Raw genomic sequence first — 23,408 nt, 5'->3', positions numbered from 1 at the left:
AGATGGAACGCTTAAAACGCGTAGCCAACCGAAACCTTAAAGGTGCGCGGTTCGCCCTGCGTAATATAGGTACCGGAATCATCCACGCTGGCCCAGTAGTTTTCATTGGTCACGTTGTCGATGCCCGCACGAACCGTCATCTGGTTTTCATTGTGGTTCACCGCGAAGCGATAACGCATCCCCAGATCCAGCGTGGTGTAGCTGTCCAGCTTTTTGGTGTTTTCCAGGTCAGCGTACTGCGCGCCGGAGTGGTTCACGCGGGCGGTGGCGGTCAGGCCGTCAATCGGCTTGATGTCGTACTCAGCGCCCAGCACGGCGTAAAAGTTCGGGATCCCGATCGCATCGTTGCCCTGATTCACGCCATTTTTGGTTTTGGTCAGTTCGGCCTGCAGCCAGGTGGCGCTGGCGTTCAGACGCATCCCCAGCATTGGCTCGCCGAAGACGTTCAGCTCCACGCCACGGTTACGCTGCTCGGCGTCCAGGCCGTAGTGGCCGCTGTCGTCGAGGATCGCCGACGGCATTTTGATTTCGAACAGCGCAAGCGATCCGCCCACGCGGCCAAAGTCCGCCTTCACGCCCACTTCGTTCTGCTTAGAGTGAACGATACCGGTGCTCTGGCCGTAGTTGGTGGCGGTGTTAGGTGCGGTTTTGCCCGGCTGCAGCGCTTCGGTGTGGTTTGCATAAAGGGAGATCGCCTCCCACGGCTTGTAGACCACGCCATAGGTGGGCATCCAGCGGCTGCCGTCGAAACCGTCCGCCGCGTTTTCCGCCCCGGTGACTTTGTTATACCCGCGAATGACCACCTTCTGATGGCGGGCGCCTGCGGTGAACAGCAGCTTGTCGTCCAGCACGCCCAGCGTATCGCTCAGCAGCCAGCCCTGGGTACGGGTGCGCCCGCTGGTCAGCGGATCGCTGTACTTTCCGCCGGAACCGTTGAAGTTGGTGCTGTCCGGCATGTCGACGCCGGTGTTGTGGTAGATGTTGGTGGTCGGGTTATCCTTCGTCGCCGACATTTTCCACGCGATTTTTTCATTTTTGGTCATCGCCGAATAGCCAACGTTGACCTTGTGCGAGACGAAGCCGGTATTGAAATTACCGCGAACGCCCGCCATGCCGCTGACGGAATCGCTGATGCGGTTGGTATCAAGACGGCTGACCGTTGCCTTGCCGCTTTTATCCACCAGCTTCGGCGCGCTGTAGATGCCTTCCTCGTGCGCGTGCTGCGCGCCAAGACCGGTATAGGCGGTCCAGCCGTCGGTGATGTCGTACTCGCTGCGCCACATCCCGAATTCGTTTTCGATGTTGCTGTAGGCCCACTTCTGCGAGAAGTTGCGATCGTTTTTCGGCGGCTCGGGAACGAAATCCACCGCGGAAATATTGACGCTGGTCGGGCTGCCGTGGAAGGTTTTCTTCTGATAGCCCAGATCCAGCGAGGTGCGGAAGCGGTCGCCGGTGTAATCCAGGCCGGTAGAGAGCAGCGTGGTGCGGCGGCGGTCATTCGGTATGCCGGTTTCCCCTTCGCGATGAACCAGGTTCACCCGCGCGCCGAACTGGTCGCTGTCACCGTAGCGACGACCCGCATCCAGCGTGGTGCCAATCTGGGAATCCGAGGTGTAGTCCACGCCGACTTTCGCCTGCGGGAGTTCGCCCGCGTGTTTTGGCTCAAGGTTAATCATCCCGCCCACGCCGGAGCTTGCCGCGCCGTTCATCAGCGAGTTGGCCCCTTTGAAGATCTCGATGCGGTCAACCATCTGGGTATCCACCACCTGGCGCGGCAGCACGCCGGACAGGCCGCCAAAGGTCATGTCGTCGCCGTCGAACTTCAGGCCACGGATGCGGTAGGTCTCCGCGCTGTTGCCGTACCCCTGAACGAACTGCACGCCCGCGTCGTTCGCGACGACATCGGCAATGGTTTTCGCCTGCTGATCTTCCACCAGCTTCGAGGTGTAGCTGATGATGTTGAACGGCACGTCCATGGCGTTTTGCTGGCCCAGCATCCCCATGCGCCCGCCGTTCGCCACCTGTCCATCAAGGAAGGCCGGTACCAACTGGTCGCCACCGGGTTTGAAATCGCTGGCTGGAGCAGCCTGGACAACAAGGGTGTCCTCTTTTTGATTGTCCGCCGCGAAGGCGGAATGTGTCGCCGCGCCAACGGCGAGCGCCAGCAGCGTTTTGTGCATGATGGTGTTGTTCATCGTTAACTCATTTTAAAGTGCGCGCAAAAATGACCCGTTGTCGGGCCTTAGAATGTATTGAATGCAATGCAAATGAGAACTATACGCATTATCCATGCGTTAGCAAGTGTAACCGCGTTCATAAGGAGATTTGGCGAGAAAAGAGGGGGAACAGCCACCCCGTTTCGGGGATGGCTGCAATAACGTTATTTTTTCTTGTAGATATTGGCCGTACCGTGAATTTTATTGTTGGTGTTCCCTGAAGTGAGCACCAGGACATCCGCGCCTTGCTTATCGGCTTTCTCAATCAGTTCTTTTTTCGCATCATCCACCGATACTTCATTCGAGGTGCTTACCGTACCGATCTTTTGATACTGAGAAGCAACTTTTTTGAACTCATTTTTTGTCAGCAGCTGGGCAGCAAAAGCATTGGTCGTAAACAGTAACGCCGTTCCCAACAAAATAGCAGTCGTCTTTTTCATAACCTTTTTCCTTGAGATTAATCAGCAACTACGAAAAACCTCACGCATTGTGGTGAGGTTTTATGAGCATGGTAGAGAATCTCAGGAATTGCCATGTGTTCGGGAAAAATCTTTTATAACAACCCGTTGCATGAAATTACTAACGAATATTAAGAATATTCGAATACCCGCGCGGTGCCAGCAATATCAATGCGTACCGCCGTGCCCGGGTTCCATCCTGGCTGGCTTACGGTCTTCAGAATCACGGGTTGTTTCTCCCCGGCTAACGCAAGGGTGAGCGTCGACAGCTGGCCGGTGAAGTCCACGTCGAGAATCGAGATCGGGCTTTCATGCGCTGCACATGCCGTCACGCGTAATTGTTCAGGACGCATCATTACCCTGCCCTGTCCTGTCGCCTGCGCGTTGTCCGTCGGCACTTCACCCAGCGCGCACACGGCATACCCGGCAGCGAGCTGAGCAGGCAGGATCACGGCATCGCCAAGAAACAGCGCTGTCTCTTCATCAACGGGACGGGTGTAAACGTCATAAGGCGTCCCGACCTGCGTGAAGCGCCCGGAGCGCATGACGGCAACCTGCGTGGCAAAGGACAACGCTTCGTTCTGATCGTGGGTGACCAGAATCGAGGCCACGCCCGCTTCGGCCAGCAGATCGGCCGTTGCCTTACGTGTCATGGCGCGAAGGCCGGTATCCAGCGCCGAGAACGGTTCATCCAGCAGCATCAGTGAAGGTCGCTGGGCCAGCGCACGGGCCAGCGCCACGCGCTGCTGCTGTCCGCCGGAAATCTCGTGGGGCCAGTGCGTTGCGAGCTGCCAGTCCAGAGAAACCATCTCCATCAGCGCCTCAACGCGCTGGCGCTTCTCGTGGCGAGTGCCGTCCAGCCCCCAGGCGATGTTGTCTGCCACATTGAGGTGCGGGAACAGCGCACCCTCCTGAGGCACAAAACCGATCCGGCGCAGGTGGGCGGGAACAAAACTGTTTTCATCGAACAGCGTTCTCCCCTGCATGACAATGCGCCCGGTGTCAGGCGTTTCGAACCCGGCAAGAATACGCAGCAGCGTGGTTTTCCCCGACCCGGACGGCCCGACAATCGCCGTCCTGCTCCCCGGCGCCACGCTCAGGTTTAAGCTGTCGAGCACCTGCACATCAGAAAACGATTTAGAAATGGCGGTTAATTCAAGCATGTCATAGCCCTGCAATTTTTTTCGACTGCATATAGAGAATGGCGGTCAGCGGGAGTGAAATCAGGATCATCAGCATCGCGTAAGGCGCGGCGGCAACATAGTCAATTTCACTGGTCAGCGCCCAGAATCCGGTGGAGAGCGTGCGCGTGCCCAGCGGAGAGAGCAACAGCGTGGCGGTCAACTCGTTGCTGACGCCGAGGAAAACCAGCGCGGCCCCTGCCGCCGCACCCGGCGCGGCCAGCCGCATCGTGACGCTCCAGAGCGCCTTCGCGGGCGTGCTGCCCAGGCTGCGCGCCACGTTTTCCAGCTCAACCGGCGCCTGCGCAATCCCCGCCCGCAGGTTGATGAGCGCGCGGGGCATAAACATCAGCAGGTAGGCCAGGAACAGGGTAATTTCCGTCTGGTAAATGGGACGGGCGTAATGAATGGTGACGGTGACCAGCGCCAGCGCCGTGACGATGCCCGGCAGCGAGCTGGTGATATAGATACACCCTTCCAGCATCCGGAAGATGCGGTGCGGATAGCGGATACCGAGCCACGCGATGGGGATCACGCACGCGGTCGTCAAAAGCGCACCGCCCACGCCGAGCATCAGCGTCTGGCGCAGGGAGTGCCAGAGATCGGCACTCATCCAGTTTTGCATGCCGCCGAGCCAAATCCAGCGACACAGGACAATTAACGGCACGCCCAGCGCCAGAACAATCAGCACGATGAAAAACAGCTGGCCCAGCGCGGCGGCCGCAGGCTTCAGCGGCCAGCGTTTCTGCTCGCGCGCGGCCCCGGCGCCAATGCGCGCGTAGCGTGCTTTTCCGCGCGTCACGCCCTCCAGCATTAATATAGCCAGACAGCACAAGGCCAGCACGCCCGCCAGCATGTTCGCCGCCGGGCCGCTGAAGGTAGACTGGAACTGGTCATAAATTGCCGTGGTGAAGGTATCAAAGCGGATCATCACGTACAGGCCATATTCCGCCAGCAGGTGCAGCGCCACCAGCAGCGCGCCGCCGCAGATAGCGAGCTTAAGCTGGGGCAGCACCACGCGGAAAAAGACCCGCCACGGCGGCGTACCCAGCGAAGCGGCGACATCTTCCAGCGTCGGGTCCAGGCGACGCAGCACCGCCGCAACCGGCATATAGATAAACGGATAGTAGGCAAGAACCGAGAGGAACACGCCCGCGGAGAGCCCGTGCATGGACGGGACAGCGCTCACCCAGGCATAGCTTTGCACAAACGCGGGGATCGCCAGCGGGGCGACCGCCAGTGCGGACCAGATCCCTCGCCCGGCAAGCTGCGTGCGCTCCGTGAGCCAGGCGATTGCCACGCCCGTCACGATACACAGCGGAACCGCTAAAGCCGTCAGCCACAGCGTGTTGCTGAGCAGCTCAGCAACACGCGGGCGAAACACCAGCGCCTTAATGGTTTCCCAGCCGGTCTCAATGCCAATGGCAATGATAAAACCCAAAGGCAGAAGCGCCATCAATGAAAACAATACAGCTAACGCAACCATCGGCAGTGCAGGACGCCTGCGGGCAGGCTCCTGCGCTCTGTTTTTTCCGATGTCGAGACTCAGACCAGACATAAGACGTTCACTTCACTCTCAGGATCACAGCAGACCGGCTTGCGTCATCAGCTCGATAACTTTTTTACTGTTGAGCGTTGAAGGTTCAACTTTCGGTGCATCAAGATCTTTCAGCGGGACCAGTTTCGGGTTTGAGGCCGCGTTCACGCCCACGGCATATTCAAAGGCGTTGTTGGTCCGCAGGCTTTCCTGGCCTTCTTTACCGGTAATGTATTTGATGAAGGCCTGCGCCTGCGCTTTGTGTTTGCTGGACGCCAGCACACCGCCGCCAGAGAGGCTCACAAACGCGCCCGGATCCTGGTGTTTGAAGTAGTAGAGCTGGGTGTTTTTGCTGTTTTCACCGGTTTTGGACTGATCGACAAAACGGTAGTAGTGATAAATCACGCCGCCATCAATCTGACCGGCGTTGACCGCTTTCATCACGGTGCTGTTGCCTTTATAGGCAACGAAATTGGCTTTCATCGCCTTGAGCCATTCCAGCGTGGCCTTTTCGCCTTTCAGCGCCAGCATCGCGCTCACGATGGCCTGGAAATCCGCGCCTGACGGTGATGCCGCCCAGCGGCCTTTCCACTCGGGTTTTGCCAGATCCATCAGCGATTCAGGCAGCTGCTTTTCGTTCAGCTTTTCCGGGTTATACACAAACACCGTGCTGCGGGCGGCGATGCCAATCCAGCGGCCGTGCGCCGGACGATATTCTGCCGGTACCTGCTTCAGGGTGTCTGCATCCAGCGGCGCAAACAGGTTGGCATTATCCACCAGCACCATAGAAGGCGAGTTCTCCGTCAGGAATACGTCTGCCGGGGACGCGCTGCCTTCCTGAACCAGCTGGTTACCCAGCTCGCTGTCATCGCCATTACGCAGAGTGACTTTAATGCCGGTTTCTTTGGTAAAACCGTCAACCCACGACTTCACCAGGTTTTCGTGCTGCGCGTTATAAACAACGATACCTTCGTTGTTATCGGCGGCAACCGCTTGTGTGGAAAGGAAAAGGGATGAAGACAACAAGGCAAGCGAGAAGCAGGACAGCAGGCGAGAATTCATGAACATATCCTTTATAGACCAACGGGATTAACAACTCATAGCTTTGTGGGACAGGATTAAAGCATACAACAACGCTAATGATAATTAGTATCAATCGAGTTTAGTCGTAAAAGTGTAAAATTTCTTTTTAGCAGATTTTAGAATGATAAAAATCCAAATTTTAATGAGAGATAATTTTTAGATTAAGAAAACCTTAAGCCTGCCTACAGTGAAATTCATTAGCCTTCTATTCATTATGACGCGAAGTTAAATCTGTTATTCATGCGCCCGGAAGATATAAAAGCCCCGATTTTGCGGGGCTTTTTATGCTTATCCGGAGGTCGCTAAATTTATAAGGCGACTAATTTAAAAAGCATCACATAACCGCATGAGGGGCATACATAGGATAGGTGAAGAACAATAAATGCATGCAGTTCAGCCCAAAATGGAATAACGTCGCAACCCAGAGCCTGCCGCTCCACATCCACGCCAGGCCGTAAATAATGCCGGAGAGGCTGGCAAAAATAATCAGTAGTAAACCGCCGCTATAATGCATCAGTCCAAAGATGACTGAGGCAATCAACAGCGCGACAACAGGATGAATAATCCGGGACAAGCGTTGCTGCAGGTAGCCTCTGAACAAGGCTTCCTCAGCCAAAGAGACGAAAAAAATATTCGCAAGGGCAAATTGAGCGAACCATTCAGGCGCATGCGGCTCAATTCTAAGTCCGCCCAACGCAACAGCCAGAAGTAACAGCACGGGTATCGCAAGAACCAATATTCCCCAGCCGACCTTGCCCGCTTTATAGAGGGGTTTTGCGACGAATAACGTTGGCATGCACGTAATTAAAAAGAACGGCACCACTGCCTTGTCCATATTAAAGTACATACTGAACGGTATGCTTTGCGGACCAACGACGACAGCATCCAGCACTTTGGGGTTATGAAAACCCGGGATCACATGCAAAACCAGGGCAACGGCGATGGCCACGCACAGGCCTTCGACCAGATACGTATATTTATTATTTTTATTCCGTAGCCATTCAACAGCAGACCAGCCAACAACGATCGATGCAATAACCAGCAGCGCCGGGGCGTCAAGAATGCCCTGTTTCCAGCCGAGAAATGCCGTTAATACCAGCATTAGATAAGCCAGGCTTTTATTAAGGGAGAGTGCGGCAAGCGAAGTTGCGAGTAGATACCACATAAATGTCCTTCTTGACCGGTAAATTTTAGGGGCGATGTTCCAAATATGTCCCACAACGGAAATCAGGAGGATATGAAAGAGGCGTAACTCTATGAAATGAAATGGCACGCCCTGTAGGATTCGAACCTACGACCTACGGCTTAGAAGGCCGTTGCTCTATCCAACTGAGCTAAGGGCGCACTGATATGCGTGTACTTCGCGGTGGTGAAACGCGAAGAATTATACGGTCAATGGCAGGTGAGTCAATGCCTTTTCCGTTTTCAGGGCCAATTACCGCTAGCCGATTGTAAATACGGCTATTTTCTCAACATTTCGCCCTGTTTCACCGTAAAATTTAGCGCTGCGAAAAGGCTTAGTTGCATTTAAGTAACGCCTGCTGTTTTCCTGACCGTCAGCTCGTCACACTAGAGTCAGGTATCCCGGCCGCCTGGAGGCTGACAGACAACAGGACAATGGAGTGACAGCGCAAAACCTGATCGATACGCCCCCCCGGTTACAGTACATTTCTCAGGACATCGTCGGCATTAAGCTTGAGCCCATCGTCGCCCTTTCCTCCTTGCGCCAGGTTGGCGTGGAGGTCCTTAGCGTTCTGTCCGACACGCGGGACAGCGAGAACTTTTTTTGCGATCGCTCCGCAGAGTGGTCGATAACGCTGCTTGAAGCGCAGCTTGCCGCGTTAAAAAATACGCCGCACGGTCATAATCTTTTTATTAATCTGCCGATAACCGTCCTGACAGAGCCCGCGTCTTTTCAGCGACTTATCCGGTTAACAGGCGTGCAGCTCAATATTGAGATTGTCGGCCTCGCGTCCTTTTTGGCGCTTTCCCTCGTAGAGAAGCAGCATGTCGTTCAAAATTTGCGGCAACTTTGCAGACAGGGACACGCAATCTGGCTTGATGACGTGGATGACGTCACAGTGCAGTCGTTTTTATCCTGCCGACTCCCGTTAAGCGGCATCAAAATAGATAAGGAAGCATTCTGGCGTTTACGCGACACCCCTGCGCTGAGGCAACTGGTTTCCCTTTGCTTTCAGCTTGCCGGGAAAGTGCTTATTGAAGGTATTGAGACTGAACGCGATCGTACCTGGGCACTGCAGGCAGGCGCAGACCTCGGCCAGGGATATTACTGGCCGTCCTGGACATGGCCGGAGGATTAAAACGCCATTTCCAGGAGGGAGACCATGCGAATGACAGTGCGCCGTTACCGGCGGCGGCGTACAGGAAGTGATGCACTGGGATTTACGCGCTCACCTTTTGCTCCCCCCTTTTTCGACCGGCTCGAATTTTTGAGCCAGTCCATCAGCCAGCCCCGCAAAACAGACGCCCCGTTTATCCTTCTGGTGACAGAGGATCACTACCTGCGCACCGGTTTTCTCCACGGGCAGTTTCCCCTGAGCAGCTGCTGCGACTACGCCACGCTGGACGACGCCCTTATCGCTCAGACGCAGTGGCCCTCAGCCCGTCTGGTCGTGGATATTGAAAGCCGATCCACGGGGCTTCTGGAGAAACTGGATCAGTTGAGACGGCATAGCCTGTTTTCTCCGTTCCTGACGCCCTGGCTGTTGGTCCGGGCCGATAATTACGACACCCGCCTCTTCTGCAAAGCGGCAGGTCCCTTTCATGTGCTCGAACGTCAGCTGAACGCCGCCGCGCTCCAGCACAGCCTGCAGGATCCCCTCCCTCCGCCGGGTACCGAGAAAGACTGGTTCTCGCGCAACGAATGGCCCATTCTGCAGGAGCTTTCCCGGGGCAAGACATTGCGTCAGATTGCCCTTATGCAGAATCGCCCCTATAGCCGCATTATCTATCGTCTCAGCTGCATCCTCCTAAAGCTGGGGCTAAGCCATCGCCAGGAATTGCTGCATCTTCTTAATAACCTCTCAGACTGCACGTTTTCACTCACCTCCTAACCCCTTATTTCCTAAAGCGGTTTAAGAATTTACTTACCACTTGCGTTGCGAAAATGTTAATTTTTAACAATATAATCGAATTTATAACTATTCCTAATTTATGGGCGCGAACCTTGTGAAATGCCACAGATTAGCGGAACGGCAGCACTTTCCTCCATCCGTTAAGCGAATACAGAAGGCGTTAACAAGATGATAATGATGTAAAAACAAGCAGCTTAGCGACAACTGCCAGGAGTAAAAAGCAAAGCGGGCAGCACGTTCTCCTGTGCACCAGACGCCGTTATCCGGATCGGCGTAAGCACTTTCAGATGAAGGTCAGACGGCCTGCGAGGGCAATTTTCAACCTCACTTTTGCGGGTTCGTCCCTTTCAAAGAGGCGTATTTTTGTTAACAATTAATCAACATACAGAGATATCTGTTATTTTTTGTTATTACATAAAGATGAAAATATGCGGTAAATGAGATAACAGGATATTTCCGCTAAATTTAAAAAAATAGCGATTCAGATCCAGAAGATAATACAAACCAATACCCTCATATTAATTTACAGGGTTTTCGGAAAAAACTTACCCTGTATAATAAGATGCGTATCAAATATGAATAAGAAAAACCTTTTTGCCAACACCAGCCTAATGAGATGACCGCGCTGAGGCATAGTTCTTTTCATTACGTAAACAAGGATGCTTTCGCTCTTTCCAGGGAAATACTACGGTATAGGGATCTGCACATTATATCCTTCCGGCATTTCGAGAGTTTTACCAAACTCTGCATAACGCTTTTAACAATCTGAGGCATTAAAAATGAAACCGGCATCCGTTATCATTATGGACGAACATCCTATCGTCAGAATGTCGATAGAAGTCCTGCTACAGAAAAATAAGAATATCACAGTCAAGCTCAAGTCTGGCGATAGCCATGAAGTCCTTGACTGTATCCGCAATCACCCTATCGATCTGGTGATCCTTGACATTGAACTCACGGGCACGGATGCTTTCGCTTTACTTAAGAGAATCAGAAACTTAAACAAGAACATTAAGGTTCTGTTCCTCTCGTCTAAATCAGAGTTATTTTACGCGGGTCGCGCCATTCGCGCCGGGGCAAATGGCTTCGTCAGTAAACGAAAAGATTTAGGGGAGATCTACAACGCCGTAGAAATGATCCTGATGGGCTATTCCTTTTTCCCGTCGGAAACGCTGAACTTTATAAACCACCTGGGTTCAGGGAAAGGGATGGCAGTAGATATGCCATTATCGAATCGCGAGGTCACGGTATTAAGGTATCTGGCGAATGGATTATCCAACAAGGAAATTGCTGAACAGCTACTATTAAGCAACAAGACCATTAGCGCGCACAAATCCAATATTTATTCCAAGCTGGGTGTGCAAAGCATCGTGGAATTAATTGATTACGCTAAAGCCCACGAGCTGCTATAACCTGAATTCACTCCCTGCAGCTTATCTGAGCTGCAGGGAGTGCGGTCAGTGCTAATTATAATTAATCATGAAGGTGGCATCCGCATCAGCCCGTCCGGGCTGAGGGTTATCGGCAGTGGCAATATAATTGGCATAAAATGACAGAATCGCATTCCCCTGCGCATCAACCGAGACCGGCTGGCTGGCCTGCTGAAGCGCCAGCCGCGTTTTATCCGCATCCCTGATCTCAACGGCGACATGGCTTGCAGTACTGGCGTCATTCAGCGCCAGCAGGCCGCTATTGCTTCCGTCGGCTTTACCCGAAAACGTAATGGACGCCGCGCCCGGCGGGCAGCCGGTCAGCTTCAGCGTAAACGGCATCGGCTGCGTGCGGCTCCCGGTGGTGCTGAGCTGTTTCGTGGGCCAGGTGCCCAGCGGGACGGCCTTGTCGCTGTCGCTGCCCTCGGCAACGCAGGTAAAATCGACGATATTGCCGTAGAGCCGAATGTTAATCTCGCCCAACGCGGTGTCCGCCTGAGCCTGCGTGCAAAGCGCAAAGAGCGCTACGGTGAGAAAACGGATCCTGTTTCGCATATCGGCTCCTTAGTCGTAATCCACGCGCAAATACCCGCGCGAGGTGAAGCGCCCTTCCGCTGGCTTATTGCCCGTCACGCTCACCGGCCAGACCCGGATCCCCACCTGCGCCTGCGCGCTGTCGTCGAGGCGGAACGGAATTTTGCTCGTCAGGTTGTTGGGCGTCAGCGGCGCCCCGCTCTCGTTGGCGATGATGAACCCCACATCCGGGTTATCCGACACCAGCACATTATCAGAGACTTTTTCCGCCTCGACGCGCATCGTCAGCATGGCGTTCGCCTCCACGTTGGTGCATTTGATGGCGATGGTTTTGCTTTGCGATGAGACTCCTTCAGGCTTGTTACCCACGCCCGCCTTGCTGAACAAGGAGGCGCCAATGTCGCCGAAATCAAACTCCACCACGTTACCGGCATTAATGGCGCAGCTTTGCGGCACCTGAATGGTTCCGCTGTAGCTGATGGTATAGACCGGCGTGGTTAACGGATCGGAAGAGGTAGTGGTGACGTAAACGCGGAACATGGTGGCACGCGGGATCACCACCATGTTGATGAAACGCCGGGTCACCTTAAGACGGAAGACCAGGCTGGAATCCTGAACGCCAAACGGTTTGTTTTTGGAGACGTTAGGATGGCTCCCCATCTGGATATAGCTTTTTGGCGGATAAAATACGCCAGCATAGCTGTCCGTAATTTTCATCGCCCCGTCCAGATAGTCGTTAAGCTTCAGATACTGATAGCCATCGCTCGTTCCCGTGACCGTATAATCGGTGACATAGCTGCGCTTGGTGGTATTCCCGGTCGTGCCCTTCGGGCAGACGGCATTCACCCCTACCCACTGCGATTTCTCGCTGAGCGTCACGACCTGCCCAATCTGGTTATTCGAGCTGTTGAATTTATCCGTCAGGTCGTAATGCACTTCCGTCGGTACGCCTTTTTCATTGACGCACACGGTCGCTAATGCGTTTGTCGCGGGCAGTAGCGCCAGCAGCGATAAGGCAAAGAGTTGAGTTTTAATCACAGCCGATCCCCTTAAGTGTGATTGCCTGTTGCAGGCTCTGTTCAGACAAGCTGTAAGGTGCGCGACACTGGGACTGCGCCCCGTCGCCCCACTGGATCAGCAGTTCGCCCTCCAGCGGCAGCCCACTCAGGTAAATTTGCCCGTCATCCCCCACCATGCTGGTCACGCCGCTTTTGGTCTCACGCACCACCGCGCCGAACGGCACCGGCTGGTTACCGTGCGTTACCGTCAGCAGGGCGCGCACGCCAATGCGGGTATCAAAGCTGGCGCGTACCAGCGCGCCTTTGGTCGGCACCACGCTGCTCACGTTGTTTTCGATATCGGTGTTGTTGCTCATGGTGTTGGTATCCAGCGCCACGCGGTTGTAGCGATAGACGGTGGCATACGGCATCACCGCGTAGCCTCGCCAGTCGGTTTTCACGCCGGTCTGGTTTTCAATACTGACGCCCGATGCCCCCGGCGCTTTGATCAGCACGTTGGTGTCGCCCAGCGGCTGGCTGAAGGTCACGCCGTCGGCGTGGCCGACCACCCCGCCGGAGAGCTGCCAGTTGAGATCGTGCTGGTCGCGGGAATAGTTGTAGCCCACGCCCAGCGTGCCGTAGGTCGCCTGCCAGTTGGCGCTGGCGCTTCCGCTTGCGCCGTTGGTGCTGGCGTGTCCCTGGGTCACACTGTAGTTCAGGTTGCGATCCTCCAGCAGCGTTCCGCTGACACCGGTTTGCCAGCTTGTGTCGCCATCGCTGTTTCGACTCGCGGATGCCGTAGCGTAGGCGCGGTCAATCGCGCTGTCCCGGCGATAGCCCTGACGGGTAAAGAGGCTGAACGGCACGGAGACGTTAAACGACGCGATCCGATCGGTGCCGTCTATCCCAACGGATTTGTTCCACGACCACGAGACGGAGTAGTTGATCCCCTTCACGCCTCCCGCGTAGCCCAGCTGGTACCAGAGGTTCGTCTCGTCTGTTCCCCAGTAGGTCTGCTCGCTGCCGGAGATATAGACCGAGCCGTAGTCACCCAGCGACTGAGAAACGTTGAGCTGGAAGCGGCCTTTTTTATTCCACGTCAGGTTGTGATAGCTCTGCACGTCCGGCACATCGTTATCGTTCTGGCTATCGGCATACTGATAGCCCTCCATTGAGCGCCAGGCGACATCGTCGAGGGTGTAAAACCCTTTTGTGGAGTAGCGGTAGCCCAGCAGCTGGAAGTTGGTGCCGAAGCCGTTAAGGGATTTCGCGTAGAGGAAGCGCAGAGACTGCCCTTCGTGCCTGCTGTCGTCTGCGAGCTGGCTGCGGGCGTGGGTGATATCGAGCGAGACCGCGCCCCAGTCGCCCAGGTTTTTCCCGGCCCCGACGGCCACCGCGGTATAGCGTGACGCCAGCTGCGTCCCGCCGTAGAGCGTGTAACCGTTGGCAAGGCCGGTAATCAGGGTGCCCTGAGTGAAAAACGGCGTATCCTGATCGCTGTTACCGCTGCGGTAATCCCCGGCAACGAGGTCATACTTCCAGCGCCCTTCACGCTGCAGAAGCGGCACGGTGGAGTACGGCACGGTATAGCGCTGCTGCGTGCCGTCTTTCTCTTCAACCGTGACTTCCAGGTCACCGCTTGAGGAGGTCGGGTTAAGATCGGTAATCGCAAATGCGCCCGGCTGGACATAGCTTTGATAGATAACGTAGCCGTTCTGGCGAACCACCACTTTGGCGGGCGTACGGGCGATCCCGCGCACGGTCGGCGCGTAGCCCTGCAGGCTGTCCGGGTACATGCTGTCAGACGAGAAGAGCCGCCCACCTCGAAAACCCATGCTGTCGAAGACGTCATTCCCGGTATTGCTGTCGCCCAGCACCAGTTCGCTTTTGAGCGGGATGACGGTGCGCTGCGCCCAGGTGCCAATATTCTGCCACTCGCTGTGCCGCTGCCCGTTATTCTGCGTGTACCGCCATGCGCCGTTGTTACGTAAACGCCAGGCGCCATAGTTCAACCCGCTCTGCAGGTTCAGATAATAGCTGTCGTCTTCGCTTCCCCGGTTACCGGTGAAGCTGTAGTTCACCAGCGCAGCGGGAATGCCTTCATCCCACTGTTCAGGCGGAATGTAGCCCCGGGCGCTGTTTTGCAACGCCACCTGCGGCAGGCTGACGTCCAGACGCTGAGAGGCAAAATTGAATACCGTTTCGCTGCCGGGTATGGCCGTGGTCAACGGAACGCAGGTGTCGCCCTGCACCTTAGCCAGCTCGGGAAACGCCGCGACGTTGACGCCAAAGCGATCGAGCATCGCGCGCGTAATACACGCCGACAAACCGCCCGCCACCGGCGGCGTGTTCTCGGCCTGCTCGAAACGCACGTCCTGGGTACCGATAAACTCATCGTTACGCCAGATATCCACGCGATAAACGCCGGGTGCCTGCTGGTGTCCTTGTTCAAAACGCGACAAATCCGCCACGCTGGCGGTGTCGTCCGACAAGAAGGCCGGGTTGAAATAACTTTCGCTCCAGCCAGCCTGCGGCCAGAGCGCAGCCATCAGCGCCAGTGCAACCGGGCAGTAACGTCCCTGGTGGTTTTTCATCGCCCTGACTCTGCTCACAGGTTGACGCTACGCGCCGGGGTGATGGCACCGTAGTCATTCACGCTCTGCCAGGAAAGCGTGCCGCTGGCACCGGCTGGCAGCACCTGCTGTGCCGAGCTTTTCGGCGCAACCATCAGGTTTTCCAGCGTCTGCCCGCCCATCTTCAGATTGACGAGGGTGATGTAATACGGGGAAGCGTTGCTGACTTTGAGATGGCTGCCCGCGCGCTCAAACCGCAGCTGGGAAAGCGCCTCTTCCGGCTGCATCGCCAGGTTGTTCGGGCGCACAAACAGCTTGATGCGTGAGAGGATCGCCAGCTGCAGCACGTTATTGTTTTCCGTTTTCGCTTTATTCACCGACGGGATCGCCTTCACGTTCATGTAAAAGAGCGATTCACGATCGGCTGGCAGCGCTGGCCCGGCGTAAATAATACGCAGCGTGTTTTCACTGTTCGGCTCGCTGACAAACAGGGGCGGAGTGACGGCAAAGGTTTTTTCTTTTTGCCCGCTCGCATTTTCGATCCACGCGTTAATTAAATAGCGTTCCTGTTTGTTGCTGTTGGTGATCGCCAGCGACGTTTGCTTCGCCTCTGCGGGATAAATAACGCGCGTGGCCCCCAGCGCAATACCGCCGGAAGCATTTGCGCAGGCAGAAACCATCATCAAAATAAACGATAAAAAAAGTCCTGGTTTAATTAGGGTATTCATCACAACCGTACCTTTAATAATGTGTTCGCAGGTGTTATGGATAAATCAACGTAAACCAGACATCCGACTGAATTTTGCCTGGCTCGAGGTGTTCGGAAATAGCCCGATAGCGGGCGCTAAAATGGAACGCGAGCTCGCGGGTATCGATCGGCAGCCAGCTGACGGCCGTGGCATTTGGGATAATCTGACGCTGCTGTTCGTCAAAAAGCGCCAGCCCCACGCCGCTGCTGACGGGCGTTTCACCCGGCCGCGAGGTCGCCAGAAAGACCTGCGGATCTTCTGCGGGCGTCACGCCCTGAAACTGGATCCCCACGGTGCGCGAAACATCAACGCTGCAGTCCAGCAGCCGCACGGTAAAAGGCACGTTAACCGTGGAAAAACTGCCCACACCGGAAAATGAATTGGTTCGGTACTGCCCCATGTCGATGCGCATATTCTGGCTGTCGGGCGCCACGGCGCAGCCGCCGTTCACCAGTTCACCTCTGAGATGAACCTTGCCACCTTCGATCACCACGGTATGCGCCGATGCCGGGCAAGCCATCGCAAGGGTTAATAGCAGTAGTGTTCCAGTCCTTGTCATCCTTCGTTCCTGGCATTAGCGTATGACGGGCCTCGTCCGTGAGGCCTGAACATCCCTGTGCGGAGGAATTACTCGTATTTCATTACGAAGGTGGCGTCAGCGTTTGCCTGGCCTGGCTCAGTGGTGGCAGCCGTTGATTTGTAACGTGCGGTGAACTTCAGGGTGTTGGTCCCTTCGATCAGCGTCTGCGCAGCAGAGAAGGTCGCGCCGTCTGGGGTCAGAACGCTGGATTTGCTGTCGAGGATTTCGATACCCACGCCTTTCGCGGTGTTGTCGTTGTTACCGGAGGTCACGGCCAGCAGGGTTTTGTCGGTTGGGTCGATCTGACCGGTGAACGCAACAGCGGCAGTTTTGGCAACCAGCGGATCGCAATCATTCAGTTCAATGTTGAATGGAATATTAGAGGTGGTGTCGCCCACTTTGGTAAATTTCGCGGTGCGATACTGACCCAGATTAACGGTCTGCTCGGAAGAATCAGTATTTACTGAACAAGCCGCATTAACCAGCTCACCTTTAAAATGTACGGTACCGCCATTTACGGAAACCGGCGCAGCAGGATCTGCTGCATTTGCGGCACCTGCAACCAGGGCCAAAGTAGCAATAACAGTAGAAGCAATGTTGCTGAGTTTCATGTCTATTCCTTTAAAATGTAAATAACCCTTCCCGCGAATAATCGGGAATAAGAAATACGTTCAATTGATTAATTGAAAGCTTATTTCGGAGGAGACAAAGTAGCTCAGGACGCGTTTTTTAAATATGTCAAAACGCTGCCATTTCGCCAGGTCACATCCTAATCCCGCCTAAGAAATTGACCATCCCTTAAGAAGGGTTTTTGCGTCTCACCGATAAAAACGCGTAAAGGGTGACTGACAGCGACGCTCGCTTCTGACAAAATACACGCCATCCCCCCTTTCAAACGTTACAGACGGAATCTTCTCTCTGATGGCAGCAAAGATTATTGACGGTAAAACGATTGCGCAGCAGGTGCGCTCTGAGGTCGCGGAAAAAGTGAAGGCGCGTAAAGCTGCCGGAAAACGCGCCCCCGGGCTGGCCGTTGTGCTGGTTGGCAGCAACCCGGCATCGCAGATTTATGTCGGCAGCAAGCGCAAAGCGTGTGAAGAGGTGGGCTTCGTCTCCCGCTCTTACGATTTGCCGGAAACCACCAGCGAAGCAGAGCTGCTGGAACTTATTGACACCCTGAATGCCGATAAAGAGATCGACGGTATTCTGGTTCAGCTGCCGCTGCCGGCGGGTATCGACAACGTGAAGGTGCTGGAGCGTATCGCGCCGGATAAAGACGTGGACGGTTTCCATCCGTACAACGTTGGCCGCCTGTGCCAGCGCGCGCCGCGTCTGCGCCCGTGCACGCCGCGCGGCATTGTGACGCTGCTGGAGCGCTATAACATCGACACCTACGGTCTGAACGCCGTGGTTATCGGTGCGTCCAACATCGTGGGCCGCCCGATGAGCATGGAGCTGCTGCTGGCGGGCTGCACCACCACCGTGACCCACCGCTTCACCAAAAACCTGCGTCACCACGTCGAAAACGCCGATCTGCTGATCGTCGCGGTCGGCAAGCCGGGCTTTATTCCGGGCGAGTGGATCAAAGAGGGCGCGATTGTCGTGGACGTCGGGATTAACCGTCTGGAAAACGGCAAAGTGGTCGGCGACGTGGTGTACGAAGATGCCGCCGCGCGCGCGTCTTACATTACCCCCGTACCGGGCGGCGTAGGCCCGATGACCGTAGCAACGCTGATTCAGAACACGCTGCAGGCGTGCGAAGAATATCACGACGTAGAGGACGCGTAAGATGGCGACTTTTTCATTAGGTAAACACCCGCACGTTGAGCTGTGCGATCTGCTGAAGCTGGAAGGCTGGAGCGAAAGCGGCGCGCAGGCGAAAATCGTTATCGCCGACGGGCTGGTAAAAGTCGACGGCGTGGTAGAAACGCGCAAGCGCTGCAAGATTGTCGCGGGTCAGACCGTTAGCTTTGAAGGACAGAGCGTAACCGTTACGGCCTGAGCCGTATTATGCCCTCACCCTAACCCTCTCCCACAGGGAGAGGGGATATAAAATCCCCTCACACCCATCGCGGTTATTTATCGATCAACTTCAAATAATCACTATTTCATCTGTTGAAACATGAAAATTCTGTTGCGCGTTTTTCACTCTTTGCCCACGATAAGTAGAACGTTCTACTAAAACGTTCTACTGACAATAACAGCGCCAAAAAAGCGCTACTCGGGGGAAATCAGCATGAGTCTGATATCAGGGTTTGTTAAATCGCTGTCTAAGTTATCGATGATTGGTCGCGCCTTAATGCTGCCAATTTCACTGCTTCCCGCTGCGGGCCTGCTGCTGGCCTTCGGCGATAAGTTCCATCTGCCGCTGATGATGAACGCGGGCGGGGTTATTTTTGATAACCTGCCGATGCTGTTTGCCATTGGCTCCGCCGTGGGTCTGGCGTCAGAATCCGGCATCGCGGCGCTGTCTGCGGCGGTGTCGGTGTTTGTCACGAATATCACCATCAGCACCGTGCTGAGCATCACGCCGGAAATGGCCTCCCAGGGTGGGAAATACGCCATGGTGGTCGGCATCCCGACGCTGCAGATGGGCGTCTTCGGCGGCCTGATCTGCGGTATTCTCGCGGCCTGGTGCTATAACCGCTTCCACACCATGCAGCTGCCGGAGTTCCTGGGCTTCTTCTCCGGCAAGCGCTTCGTGGCCATTGCAACGGCGTTTCTGTCGTTCCTGATGGGGCTGCTGCTGCCGTACGTATGGCAGCATATCCAGGCCGGTATCGACGCGCTCTCCGTGGTGGTTAACGGCGATAATCAGGCGGCGTCGACCTTTATCTTCGGTCTGGTAGAGCGCGCGCTGATCCCGCTCGGCCTGCACCACATCTGGTATCCGTCCTTCTGGTATTCGTTCGGGGATTACACCACCCAGGCTGGACAGGTGATCCACGGCGACCAGACCATCTGGTTTAAGATGCTGGAAGAAGGAGTGAAGTCCTTCAGCAGCGACACCTACCAGAATGCCGGTAAATTCATGCAGGGCGAATTCCCGCTGATGCTGTTCGCGCTGCCCGCCGCGTGCCTGGCGATGTATCACGAAGCCCATACGAAGAATAAGAAAATCGCGGCCGGTATTCTGTTCTCTGCGGCGCTGACCTGCTTCCTGACGGGGATCACCGAACCGGTCGAGTTTACCTTTATCTTCGTGGCGCCGATCCTGTACGTCTTTAACGCCATCATGGCGGGCCTGGCCTACATGACCATGTATCTGCTGCATGCGCATATCGCCAAGTCGTTCTCCGCGGGCTTTATCGACTATCTGTCATTCGGGATCCTGCCGTCCTTTAACGGCTACAAGACCAACTTCCTGAATGCGATTATCATCGGCATTCCAATGGGCCTGATTTATTACTTCACGTTCCGCTTTGTGATCCGTCGTTTCGATGTGAAAACGCCGGGCCGCACTGAAGTGACCGCCAACGCGGATGATAAGTCTGATTCAGAACTCGCGACCGAGATCATCACCCTGCTGGGCGGGGCGCACAACATCGACTCCGTCGGCGCCTGTATCACCCGCCTTCGCCTGGAAGTGGCAAAAAGCGAGGTGGTCGATAAGGACGGCCTGAACGGACTCGGCGCGCGCGGCGTGGTCTTCGTCGGCGACAACGGTATTCAGGTGATTTTCGGTGCCAGAGCACAGTTTATCGCCCAGACCATGTCCACCATGATCGGCAAATAATAAGATGCCTGAACGACGCGTCTCCTGTAGTCTGGGAGACGCATTGTCGTATCTGACTGATAATCGGTGAATTTCAGGGAGCGGTTTTGAAGAAAGTCAGCATTATTGATGTCGCAAAGCACGCGGGCGTGTCGGTCTCAACCGTCTCGCTGGTTTTGCGCCAGAAAGGGAAAATCTCAGAGGCAACGATCGAGAAGGTCAACGCTGCCATCAATACGCTGGGCTATGTTCATAACGTTGCCGCTGCCAATCTCCGCGCCAATACGTCCAATCTGATTGGCCTGATCCTCCGCGACTTTAGCGACAGTTTCTCCATCAAGGTGATGGCGAGCATCGTCCAGGATCTTGAAAAACAGGGGTATATGGTTTTTCTCGGCCAGCCCCAGAACGACCATGACCATCTTGAGCGCTGCCTGCTGTCGTTTAAGCAGCAGGGCGTCGCCGGGGTTATCTATCTGGCCTCGGATACCCGCACCTCCACCCTGCCGGAGCAAATTCGCCGCTGCCCGCTGCCGCTGGTGGTGGTTTCTCAGTCGCTGCTGGATGAAAAATGCAATCTGGTAATGCGCGATAACCGCCAGGCGGCAAATCTGGCGGTGCGTTATCTTATCGAGCGCGGCCATCGCAATATCGCCTACATTGGCGGACGTGAAGGCTGCCTTATCCGCGAGCAGCGCCTTCTTGGTTTTCGCAGCGCGATGACGCAGAACGGGCTGGTCTGGCGCGATGAATACTCTCCGGCCTGCAGCGATGACACCCTGGCAGCGGGTTTCGCCACCCGCCAGCTGCTGGAAAAAAACAATACCATCACCGCCCTGCTCTGCCACTCGCCGGATGCCATGATCGGCTCCATCTCCGGTATTCATCAGGTTGGACGAACGGTGGGTAAAGATGTGTTTCTGACGCAGCAGGTCGCGCTGGTCGGTTTCGAAGATATGCTCCACGTTAACCTTACCTCGCCGTCCTTTACCTACGTGTCGTCCGCCAGCGAAGAGACGGGGCGTCAGGCTGCCGGGCTGATTATTCGCACGCTGAAGGAGCCGACGCTGCAAACCCAGCGCATTACGCTTTCCGGACAGCTTATCGCGCGCGAGTCGGCGTAAAAATAAGAATTTGACGCGGGTCTGCCGGCGCGGGATTGCTGCTATATTTCCATGATTTGCCATGGATAATCGCAATGCCTACCGTTATTACACACGCTGCTGTTCCGCTTTGTCTGGGCTTAGGCCTGGGAACCAAAGTGATTCCTCCCCGCCTGCTGTTTGCCGGGATTGTCCTCGCCATGCTGCCGGATGCCGACGTGCTGGCGTTCAAGTTCGGCGTCGCGTACGGCAATGTTTTCGGCCATCGCGGCTTTACCCACTCCCTGCTGTTCGCCTTTGTGGTGCCGATACTCTGCGTGCTGACTGGACGACGGTGGTTCCGGGCCAGCCTGACGCGGTGCTGGCTGTTTTTAACCGTGTCATTGCTGTCGCACAGCCTGCTGGATTCGATTACCACGGGAGGGAAAGGCGTCGGCTGGCTGTGGCCGTGGTCAGATGAACGCTTCTTTGCGCCGTGGCAGGTGATTAAGGTCGCGCCGTTTGCGCTGTCGCGCTATACCACGCCGTACGGGCATCAGGTGATCGTGTCGGAGCTGCTGTGGGTGTGGCTGCCGGGAGTCGTGCTGATGGGGTTGCTGTGGTGGAGAAAACGTGGGCGCTGATGCCCTCACCCCGGCCCTCTCCCACGGGGAGAGGGAGAAAACCTAATAATTCCCTCTCCCTTTGGGAGAGGGTTAGGGTGAGGGGAAAATTACTTACGGCGCCAGGTGGTGCCCTGCGGGCCATCTTCCAGAATGATGCCCATCTCGGTCAGACGGTTACGCGCCGCATCTGCCGCCGCCCAGTCTTTTGCCTGACGCGCTTCCAGACGCGCTTTGATCAACGCTTCAATTTCCGCCACTTCACCGTCGTCCGCCTGCGCACCGCTCTGCAGGAACGCGTCCGGATCCTGCTCCAGCAGGCCGAGCACGGAGGAGAGCTTACGCAGATGGGACGCCAGCGCATTCGCCGCGGCCATATCTTCTGACTTCAGGCGGTTCACTTCGCGCGCCATGTCGAACAGCACGGAGTAGGCTTCCGGGGTGTTGAAGTCGTCGTTCATCACCTCAACAAAGCGGGCTTCGAACGCTTCGCCGCCTGCAGCAGGAACAGACCTGTCGGTACCGCGCAGCGCGGTATACAGACGCTCCAGCGCAGAGCGCGCCTGTTTCAGGTTCTCTTCGCTGTAGTTCAGCTGGCTGCGATAGTGGCCGGACATCAGGAAGTAGCGCACGGTTTCCGCGTCGTAATACTTCAGCACGTCGCGCACGGTGAAGAAGTTACCCAGCGATTTAGACATCTTCTCGCGGTCAACCATTACCATGCCGGAGTGCATCCAGTAGTTCACGTACTCGCCGCCGTGGGCGCAGGTGGACTGCGCGATTTCGTTTTCGTGGTGCGGGAACATCAGGTCTGAACCGCCGCCGTGGATATCGAAGTGCTTGCCCAGCTGCTTGCAGTTCATCGCGGAACATTCGATGTGCCAGCCCGGACGGCCTTCGCCCCACGGTGATGGCCAGCTTGGCTCGCCCTCTTTGGACATTTTCCACAGCACGAAGTCCATCGGGTTACGCTTCACGTCAACCACGTCAACGCGCGCGCCGGCCTGAAGCTGGTCCAGATCCTGACGGGAAAGCGAACCGTAGGTTGGGTCCGTCGGCACCGAGAACATCACGTCACCGTTGTCCGCAACGTAGGCATGACCGCGTGCGATCAGCTTTTCGGTGATCTCGATGATTTCGTGAATATGGTGGGTCGCGCGCGGCTCGCTGTCCGGGCGCTGAATATTCAGGGCGTCGAAATCTTTGTGCATTTCGACAATCATGCGATCGACCAGCGCAACAAAGCTTTCGCCGTTTTCATTAGCGCGCTTGATGATTTTGTCGTCGATGTCGGTGATATTACGCACGTATTTCAGGGTGTAGCCCAGAAAACGCAGGTAGCGTGACACCACGTCAAAAGCGACAAAGGTACGGCCATGGCCAATGTGACAGAGATCGTAAACCGTAATACCACACACGTACATGCCGACTTCCCCGGCATGGATAGGTTTAAATTCCTCTTTCTGGCGCGTCATTGTATTAAAGATTTTTAACATCGAAGATTCCATGTAAACACGTGTGTGGTTGAAAACCGGCTATTCTACCCGTAATTCA

General features: G+C 55.7%; 21 protein-coding genes and 1 tRNA gene. 8 read left to right on the top strand and 14 right to left on the bottom strand.

Annotated elements, in window-relative coordinates; genetic code table 11:
• Nucleotides 1–11: 11 nt before the first annotated feature.
• The 7 genes from NI40_RS05145 to NI40_RS05115 all read right to left on the bottom strand — a co-directional run bounded on the left by NI40_RS05145 (nucleotide 12) and on the right by NI40_RS05115 (nucleotide 7,819).
• Nucleotides 12–2,195 carry a TonB-dependent receptor gene (locus NI40_RS05145; RefSeq protein WP_039264003.1) on the bottom strand — a complete coding sequence of 728 codons (2,184 nt, stop codon included), beginning with the start codon at nucleotides 2,193–2,195 and terminating at the stop codon, nucleotides 12–14.
• Between the two features lie 185 nt (nucleotides 2,196–2,380).
• Nucleotides 2,381–2,656, bottom strand: coding sequence for a DUF1471 family periplasmic protein YahO (gene yahO, locus NI40_RS05140; RefSeq protein WP_039264001.1), 276 nt, complete (start codon nucleotides 2,654–2,656; stop codon nucleotides 2,381–2,383).
• Nucleotides 2,657–2,805: 149 nt separating this feature from the next.
• Complete coding sequence (locus tag NI40_RS05135; protein ID WP_039263999.1) at nucleotides 2,806–3,837, bottom strand: ABC transporter ATP-binding protein; 1,032 nt, start codon at nucleotides 3,835–3,837, stop codon at nucleotides 2,806–2,808.
• Nucleotide 3,838: 1 nt separating this feature from the next.
• Nucleotides 3,839–5,413 carry an ABC transporter permease gene (locus tag NI40_RS05130; RefSeq protein ID WP_039263997.1) on the bottom strand — a complete coding sequence of 525 codons (1,575 nt, stop codon included), beginning with the start codon at nucleotides 5,411–5,413 and terminating at the stop codon, nucleotides 3,839–3,841.
• A gap of 24 nt (nucleotides 5,414–5,437) precedes the next feature.
• On the bottom strand, nucleotides 5,438–6,454 hold the full coding sequence (locus tag NI40_RS05125) for an iron ABC transporter substrate-binding protein (RefSeq protein ID WP_039263996.1): 1,017 nt from the start codon (nucleotides 6,452–6,454) through the stop codon (nucleotides 5,438–5,440).
• Nucleotides 6,455–6,809: 355 nt separating this feature from the next.
• The gene (locus tag NI40_RS05120; protein ID WP_039263995.1) at nucleotides 6,810–7,640 is read right to left on the bottom strand and encodes a CPBP family intramembrane glutamic endopeptidase; all 831 of its coding nucleotides are present in this window, start codon (nucleotides 7,638–7,640) and stop codon (nucleotides 6,810–6,812) included.
• A 102-nt stretch (nucleotides 7,641–7,742) separates the two neighbouring features.
• Nucleotides 7,743–7,819: transfer RNA gene (locus tag NI40_RS05115), tRNA-Arg, on the bottom strand.
• A gap of 278 nt (nucleotides 7,820–8,097) precedes the next feature.
• On the opposite strand from NI40_RS05115, the gene NI40_RS05110 reads away from it, so the two are divergent.
• The 3 genes from NI40_RS05110 to fimZ all read left to right on the top strand — a co-directional run bounded on the left by NI40_RS05110 (nucleotide 8,098) and on the right by fimZ (nucleotide 10,982).
• A complete protein-coding gene (locus NI40_RS05110; RefSeq protein WP_039263993.1) occupies nucleotides 8,098–8,796 on the top strand; it encodes an EAL domain-containing protein in 699 nt (232 codons plus the stop codon).
• A 24-nt stretch (nucleotides 8,797–8,820) separates the two neighbouring features.
• Nucleotides 8,821–9,549 (top strand): helix-turn-helix transcriptional regulator, encoded by a 729-nt coding sequence (locus NI40_RS05105; protein ID WP_033144829.1) that lies wholly within the window; start codon nucleotides 8,821–8,823, stop codon nucleotides 9,547–9,549.
• 800 nt (nucleotides 9,550–10,349) lie between these two features.
• A complete protein-coding gene (gene fimZ / locus NI40_RS05100; protein ID WP_033144828.1) occupies nucleotides 10,350–10,982 on the top strand; it encodes a fimbria biosynthesis transcriptional regulator FimZ in 633 nt (210 codons plus the stop codon).
• Between the two features lie 51 nt (nucleotides 10,983–11,033).
• On the opposite strand, the gene sfmF is transcribed toward fimZ, so the two are convergent.
• The 6 genes from sfmF to fimA form a co-directional block, all read right to left on the bottom strand.
• Complete coding sequence (gene sfmF / locus NI40_RS05095) at nucleotides 11,034–11,555, bottom strand: fimbria assembly protein (protein WP_039263992.1); 522 nt, start codon at nucleotides 11,553–11,555, stop codon at nucleotides 11,034–11,036.
• Between the two features lie 9 nt (nucleotides 11,556–11,564).
• On the bottom strand, nucleotides 11,565–12,572 hold the full coding sequence (gene fimH / locus NI40_RS05090) for a type 1 fimbria D-mannose specific adhesin FimH (RefSeq protein WP_039263990.1): 1,008 nt from the start codon (nucleotides 12,570–12,572) through the stop codon (nucleotides 11,565–11,567).
• A complete protein-coding gene (locus tag NI40_RS05085) occupies nucleotides 12,565–15,126 on the bottom strand; it encodes a fimbrial biogenesis usher protein (RefSeq protein WP_039263989.1) in 2,562 nt (853 codons plus the stop codon). The genes fimH and NI40_RS05085 overlap by 8 nt, the downstream gene beginning before the upstream one ends.
• A 14-nt stretch (nucleotides 15,127–15,140) precedes the next feature.
• A complete protein-coding gene (fimC, locus tag NI40_RS05080; protein ID WP_023310643.1) occupies nucleotides 15,141–15,833 on the bottom strand; it encodes a type 1 fimbria chaperone FimC in 693 nt (230 codons plus the stop codon).
• 34 nt (nucleotides 15,834–15,867) lie between these two features.
• Nucleotides 15,868–16,413 carry a type 1 fimbrial protein subunit FimI gene (gene fimI / locus NI40_RS05075; protein ID WP_023310642.1) on the bottom strand — a complete coding sequence of 182 codons (546 nt, stop codon included), beginning with the start codon at nucleotides 16,411–16,413 and terminating at the stop codon, nucleotides 15,868–15,870.
• 68 nt (nucleotides 16,414–16,481) lie between these two features.
• On the bottom strand, nucleotides 16,482–17,045 hold the full coding sequence (gene fimA, locus NI40_RS05070) for a type 1 fimbrial major subunit FimA (RefSeq protein ID WP_023310641.1): 564 nt from the start codon (nucleotides 17,043–17,045) through the stop codon (nucleotides 16,482–16,484).
• A gap of 310 nt (nucleotides 17,046–17,355) precedes the next feature.
• Between fimA and folD the strand changes: the two genes are divergently transcribed.
• The 5 genes from folD to NI40_RS05045 all read left to right on the top strand — a co-directional run bounded on the left by folD (nucleotide 17,356) and on the right by NI40_RS05045 (nucleotide 21,875).
• The gene (gene folD / locus NI40_RS05065; RefSeq protein ID WP_008499332.1) at nucleotides 17,356–18,222 is read left to right on the top strand and encodes a bifunctional methylenetetrahydrofolate dehydrogenase/methenyltetrahydrofolate cyclohydrolase FolD; all 867 of its coding nucleotides are present in this window, start codon (nucleotides 17,356–17,358) and stop codon (nucleotides 18,220–18,222) included.
• Nucleotide 18,223: 1 nt separating this feature from the next.
• Nucleotides 18,224–18,436 carry a ribosome-associated protein YbcJ gene (gene ybcJ, locus NI40_RS05060; protein ID WP_023334767.1) on the top strand — a complete coding sequence of 71 codons (213 nt, stop codon included), beginning with the start codon at nucleotides 18,224–18,226 and terminating at the stop codon, nucleotides 18,434–18,436.
• Between the two features lie 234 nt (nucleotides 18,437–18,670).
• Nucleotides 18,671–20,170 (top strand): PTS transporter subunit EIIC, encoded by a 1,500-nt coding sequence (locus tag NI40_RS05055; protein ID WP_029741054.1) that lies wholly within the window; start codon nucleotides 18,671–18,673, stop codon nucleotides 20,168–20,170.
• A gap of 86 nt (nucleotides 20,171–20,256) precedes the next feature.
• On the top strand, nucleotides 20,257–21,273 hold the full coding sequence (gene malI / locus NI40_RS05050; protein WP_023310638.1) for a Mal regulon transcriptional regulator MalI: 1,017 nt from the start codon (nucleotides 20,257–20,259) through the stop codon (nucleotides 21,271–21,273).
• A gap of 74 nt (nucleotides 21,274–21,347) precedes the next feature.
• Nucleotides 21,348–21,875 carry a metal-dependent hydrolase gene (locus tag NI40_RS05045; protein WP_039263988.1) on the top strand — a complete coding sequence of 176 codons (528 nt, stop codon included), beginning with the start codon at nucleotides 21,348–21,350 and terminating at the stop codon, nucleotides 21,873–21,875.
• 89 nt (nucleotides 21,876–21,964) lie between these two features.
• On the opposite strand, the gene cysS is transcribed toward NI40_RS05045, so the two are convergent.
• Nucleotides 21,965–23,350 carry a cysteine--tRNA ligase gene (gene cysS, locus NI40_RS05040; RefSeq protein WP_029741052.1) on the bottom strand — a complete coding sequence of 462 codons (1,386 nt, stop codon included), beginning with the start codon at nucleotides 23,348–23,350 and terminating at the stop codon, nucleotides 21,965–21,967.
• Between the last annotated feature and the right edge of the window lie 58 nt (nucleotides 23,351–23,408).

The sequence above is a fragment of the Enterobacter sp. E20 genome, from assembly GCF_000801755.2.
Lineage (GTDB): Bacteria > Pseudomonadota > Gammaproteobacteria > Enterobacterales > Enterobacteriaceae > Enterobacter > Enterobacter asburiae_B.
This window is presented reverse-complemented; position numbering and strand designations above follow the sequence as displayed.

Excerpts from the sequence above, each read along its gene's own strand:
- NI40_RS05105 (WP_033144829.1), top strand. The coding sequence starts at position 8,821 with ATGCGAATGACAGTGCGCCGTTACCGGCGGCGGCGTACAGGAAGTGAT.
- sfmF (WP_039263992.1), bottom strand. The coding sequence starts at position 11,555 with ATGCGAAACAGGATCCGTTTTCTCACCGTAGCGCTCTTTGCGCTTTGC.
- NI40_RS05085 (WP_039263989.1), bottom strand. The coding sequence starts at position 15,126 with ATGAAAAACCACCAGGGACGTTACTGCCCGGTTGCACTGGCGCTGATG.
- NI40_RS05055 (WP_029741054.1), top strand. The coding sequence starts at position 18,671 with ATGAGTCTGATATCAGGGTTTGTTAAATCGCTGTCTAAGTTATCGATG.
- yahO (WP_039264001.1), bottom strand. The coding sequence starts at position 2,656 with ATGAAAAAGACGACTGCTATTTTGTTGGGAACGGCGTTACTGTTTACG.
- NI40_RS05045 (WP_039263988.1), top strand. The coding sequence starts at position 21,348 with ATGCCTACCGTTATTACACACGCTGCTGTTCCGCTTTGTCTGGGCTTA.
- folD (WP_008499332.1), top strand. The coding sequence starts at position 17,356 with ATGGCAGCAAAGATTATTGACGGTAAAACGATTGCGCAGCAGGTGCGC.
- ybcJ (WP_023334767.1), top strand. The coding sequence starts at position 18,224 with ATGGCGACTTTTTCATTAGGTAAACACCCGCACGTTGAGCTGTGCGAT.
- fimC (WP_023310643.1), bottom strand. The coding sequence starts at position 15,833 with ATGAATACCCTAATTAAACCAGGACTTTTTTTATCGTTTATTTTGATG.
- fimZ (WP_033144828.1), top strand. The coding sequence starts at position 10,350 with ATGAAACCGGCATCCGTTATCATTATGGACGAACATCCTATCGTCAGA.
- NI40_RS05120 (WP_039263995.1), bottom strand. The coding sequence starts at position 7,640 with ATGTGGTATCTACTCGCAACTTCGCTTGCCGCACTCTCCCTTAATAAA.
- NI40_RS05125 (WP_039263996.1), bottom strand. The coding sequence starts at position 6,454 with ATGAATTCTCGCCTGCTGTCCTGCTTCTCGCTTGCCTTGTTGTCTTCA.
- NI40_RS05130 (WP_039263997.1), bottom strand. The coding sequence starts at position 5,413 with ATGTCTGGTCTGAGTCTCGACATCGGAAAAAACAGAGCGCAGGAGCCT.
- cysS (WP_029741052.1), bottom strand. The coding sequence starts at position 23,350 with ATGTTAAAAATCTTTAATACAATGACGCGCCAGAAAGAGGAATTTAAA.
- NI40_RS05145 (WP_039264003.1), bottom strand. The coding sequence starts at position 2,195 with ATGAACAACACCATCATGCACAAAACGCTGCTGGCGCTCGCCGTTGGC.
- NI40_RS05135 (WP_039263999.1), bottom strand. The coding sequence starts at position 3,837 with ATGCTTGAATTAACCGCCATTTCTAAATCGTTTTCTGATGTGCAGGTG.
- fimI (WP_023310642.1), bottom strand. The coding sequence starts at position 16,413 with ATGACAAGGACTGGAACACTACTGCTATTAACCCTTGCGATGGCTTGC.
- fimA (WP_023310641.1), bottom strand. The coding sequence starts at position 17,045 with ATGAAACTCAGCAACATTGCTTCTACTGTTATTGCTACTTTGGCCCTG.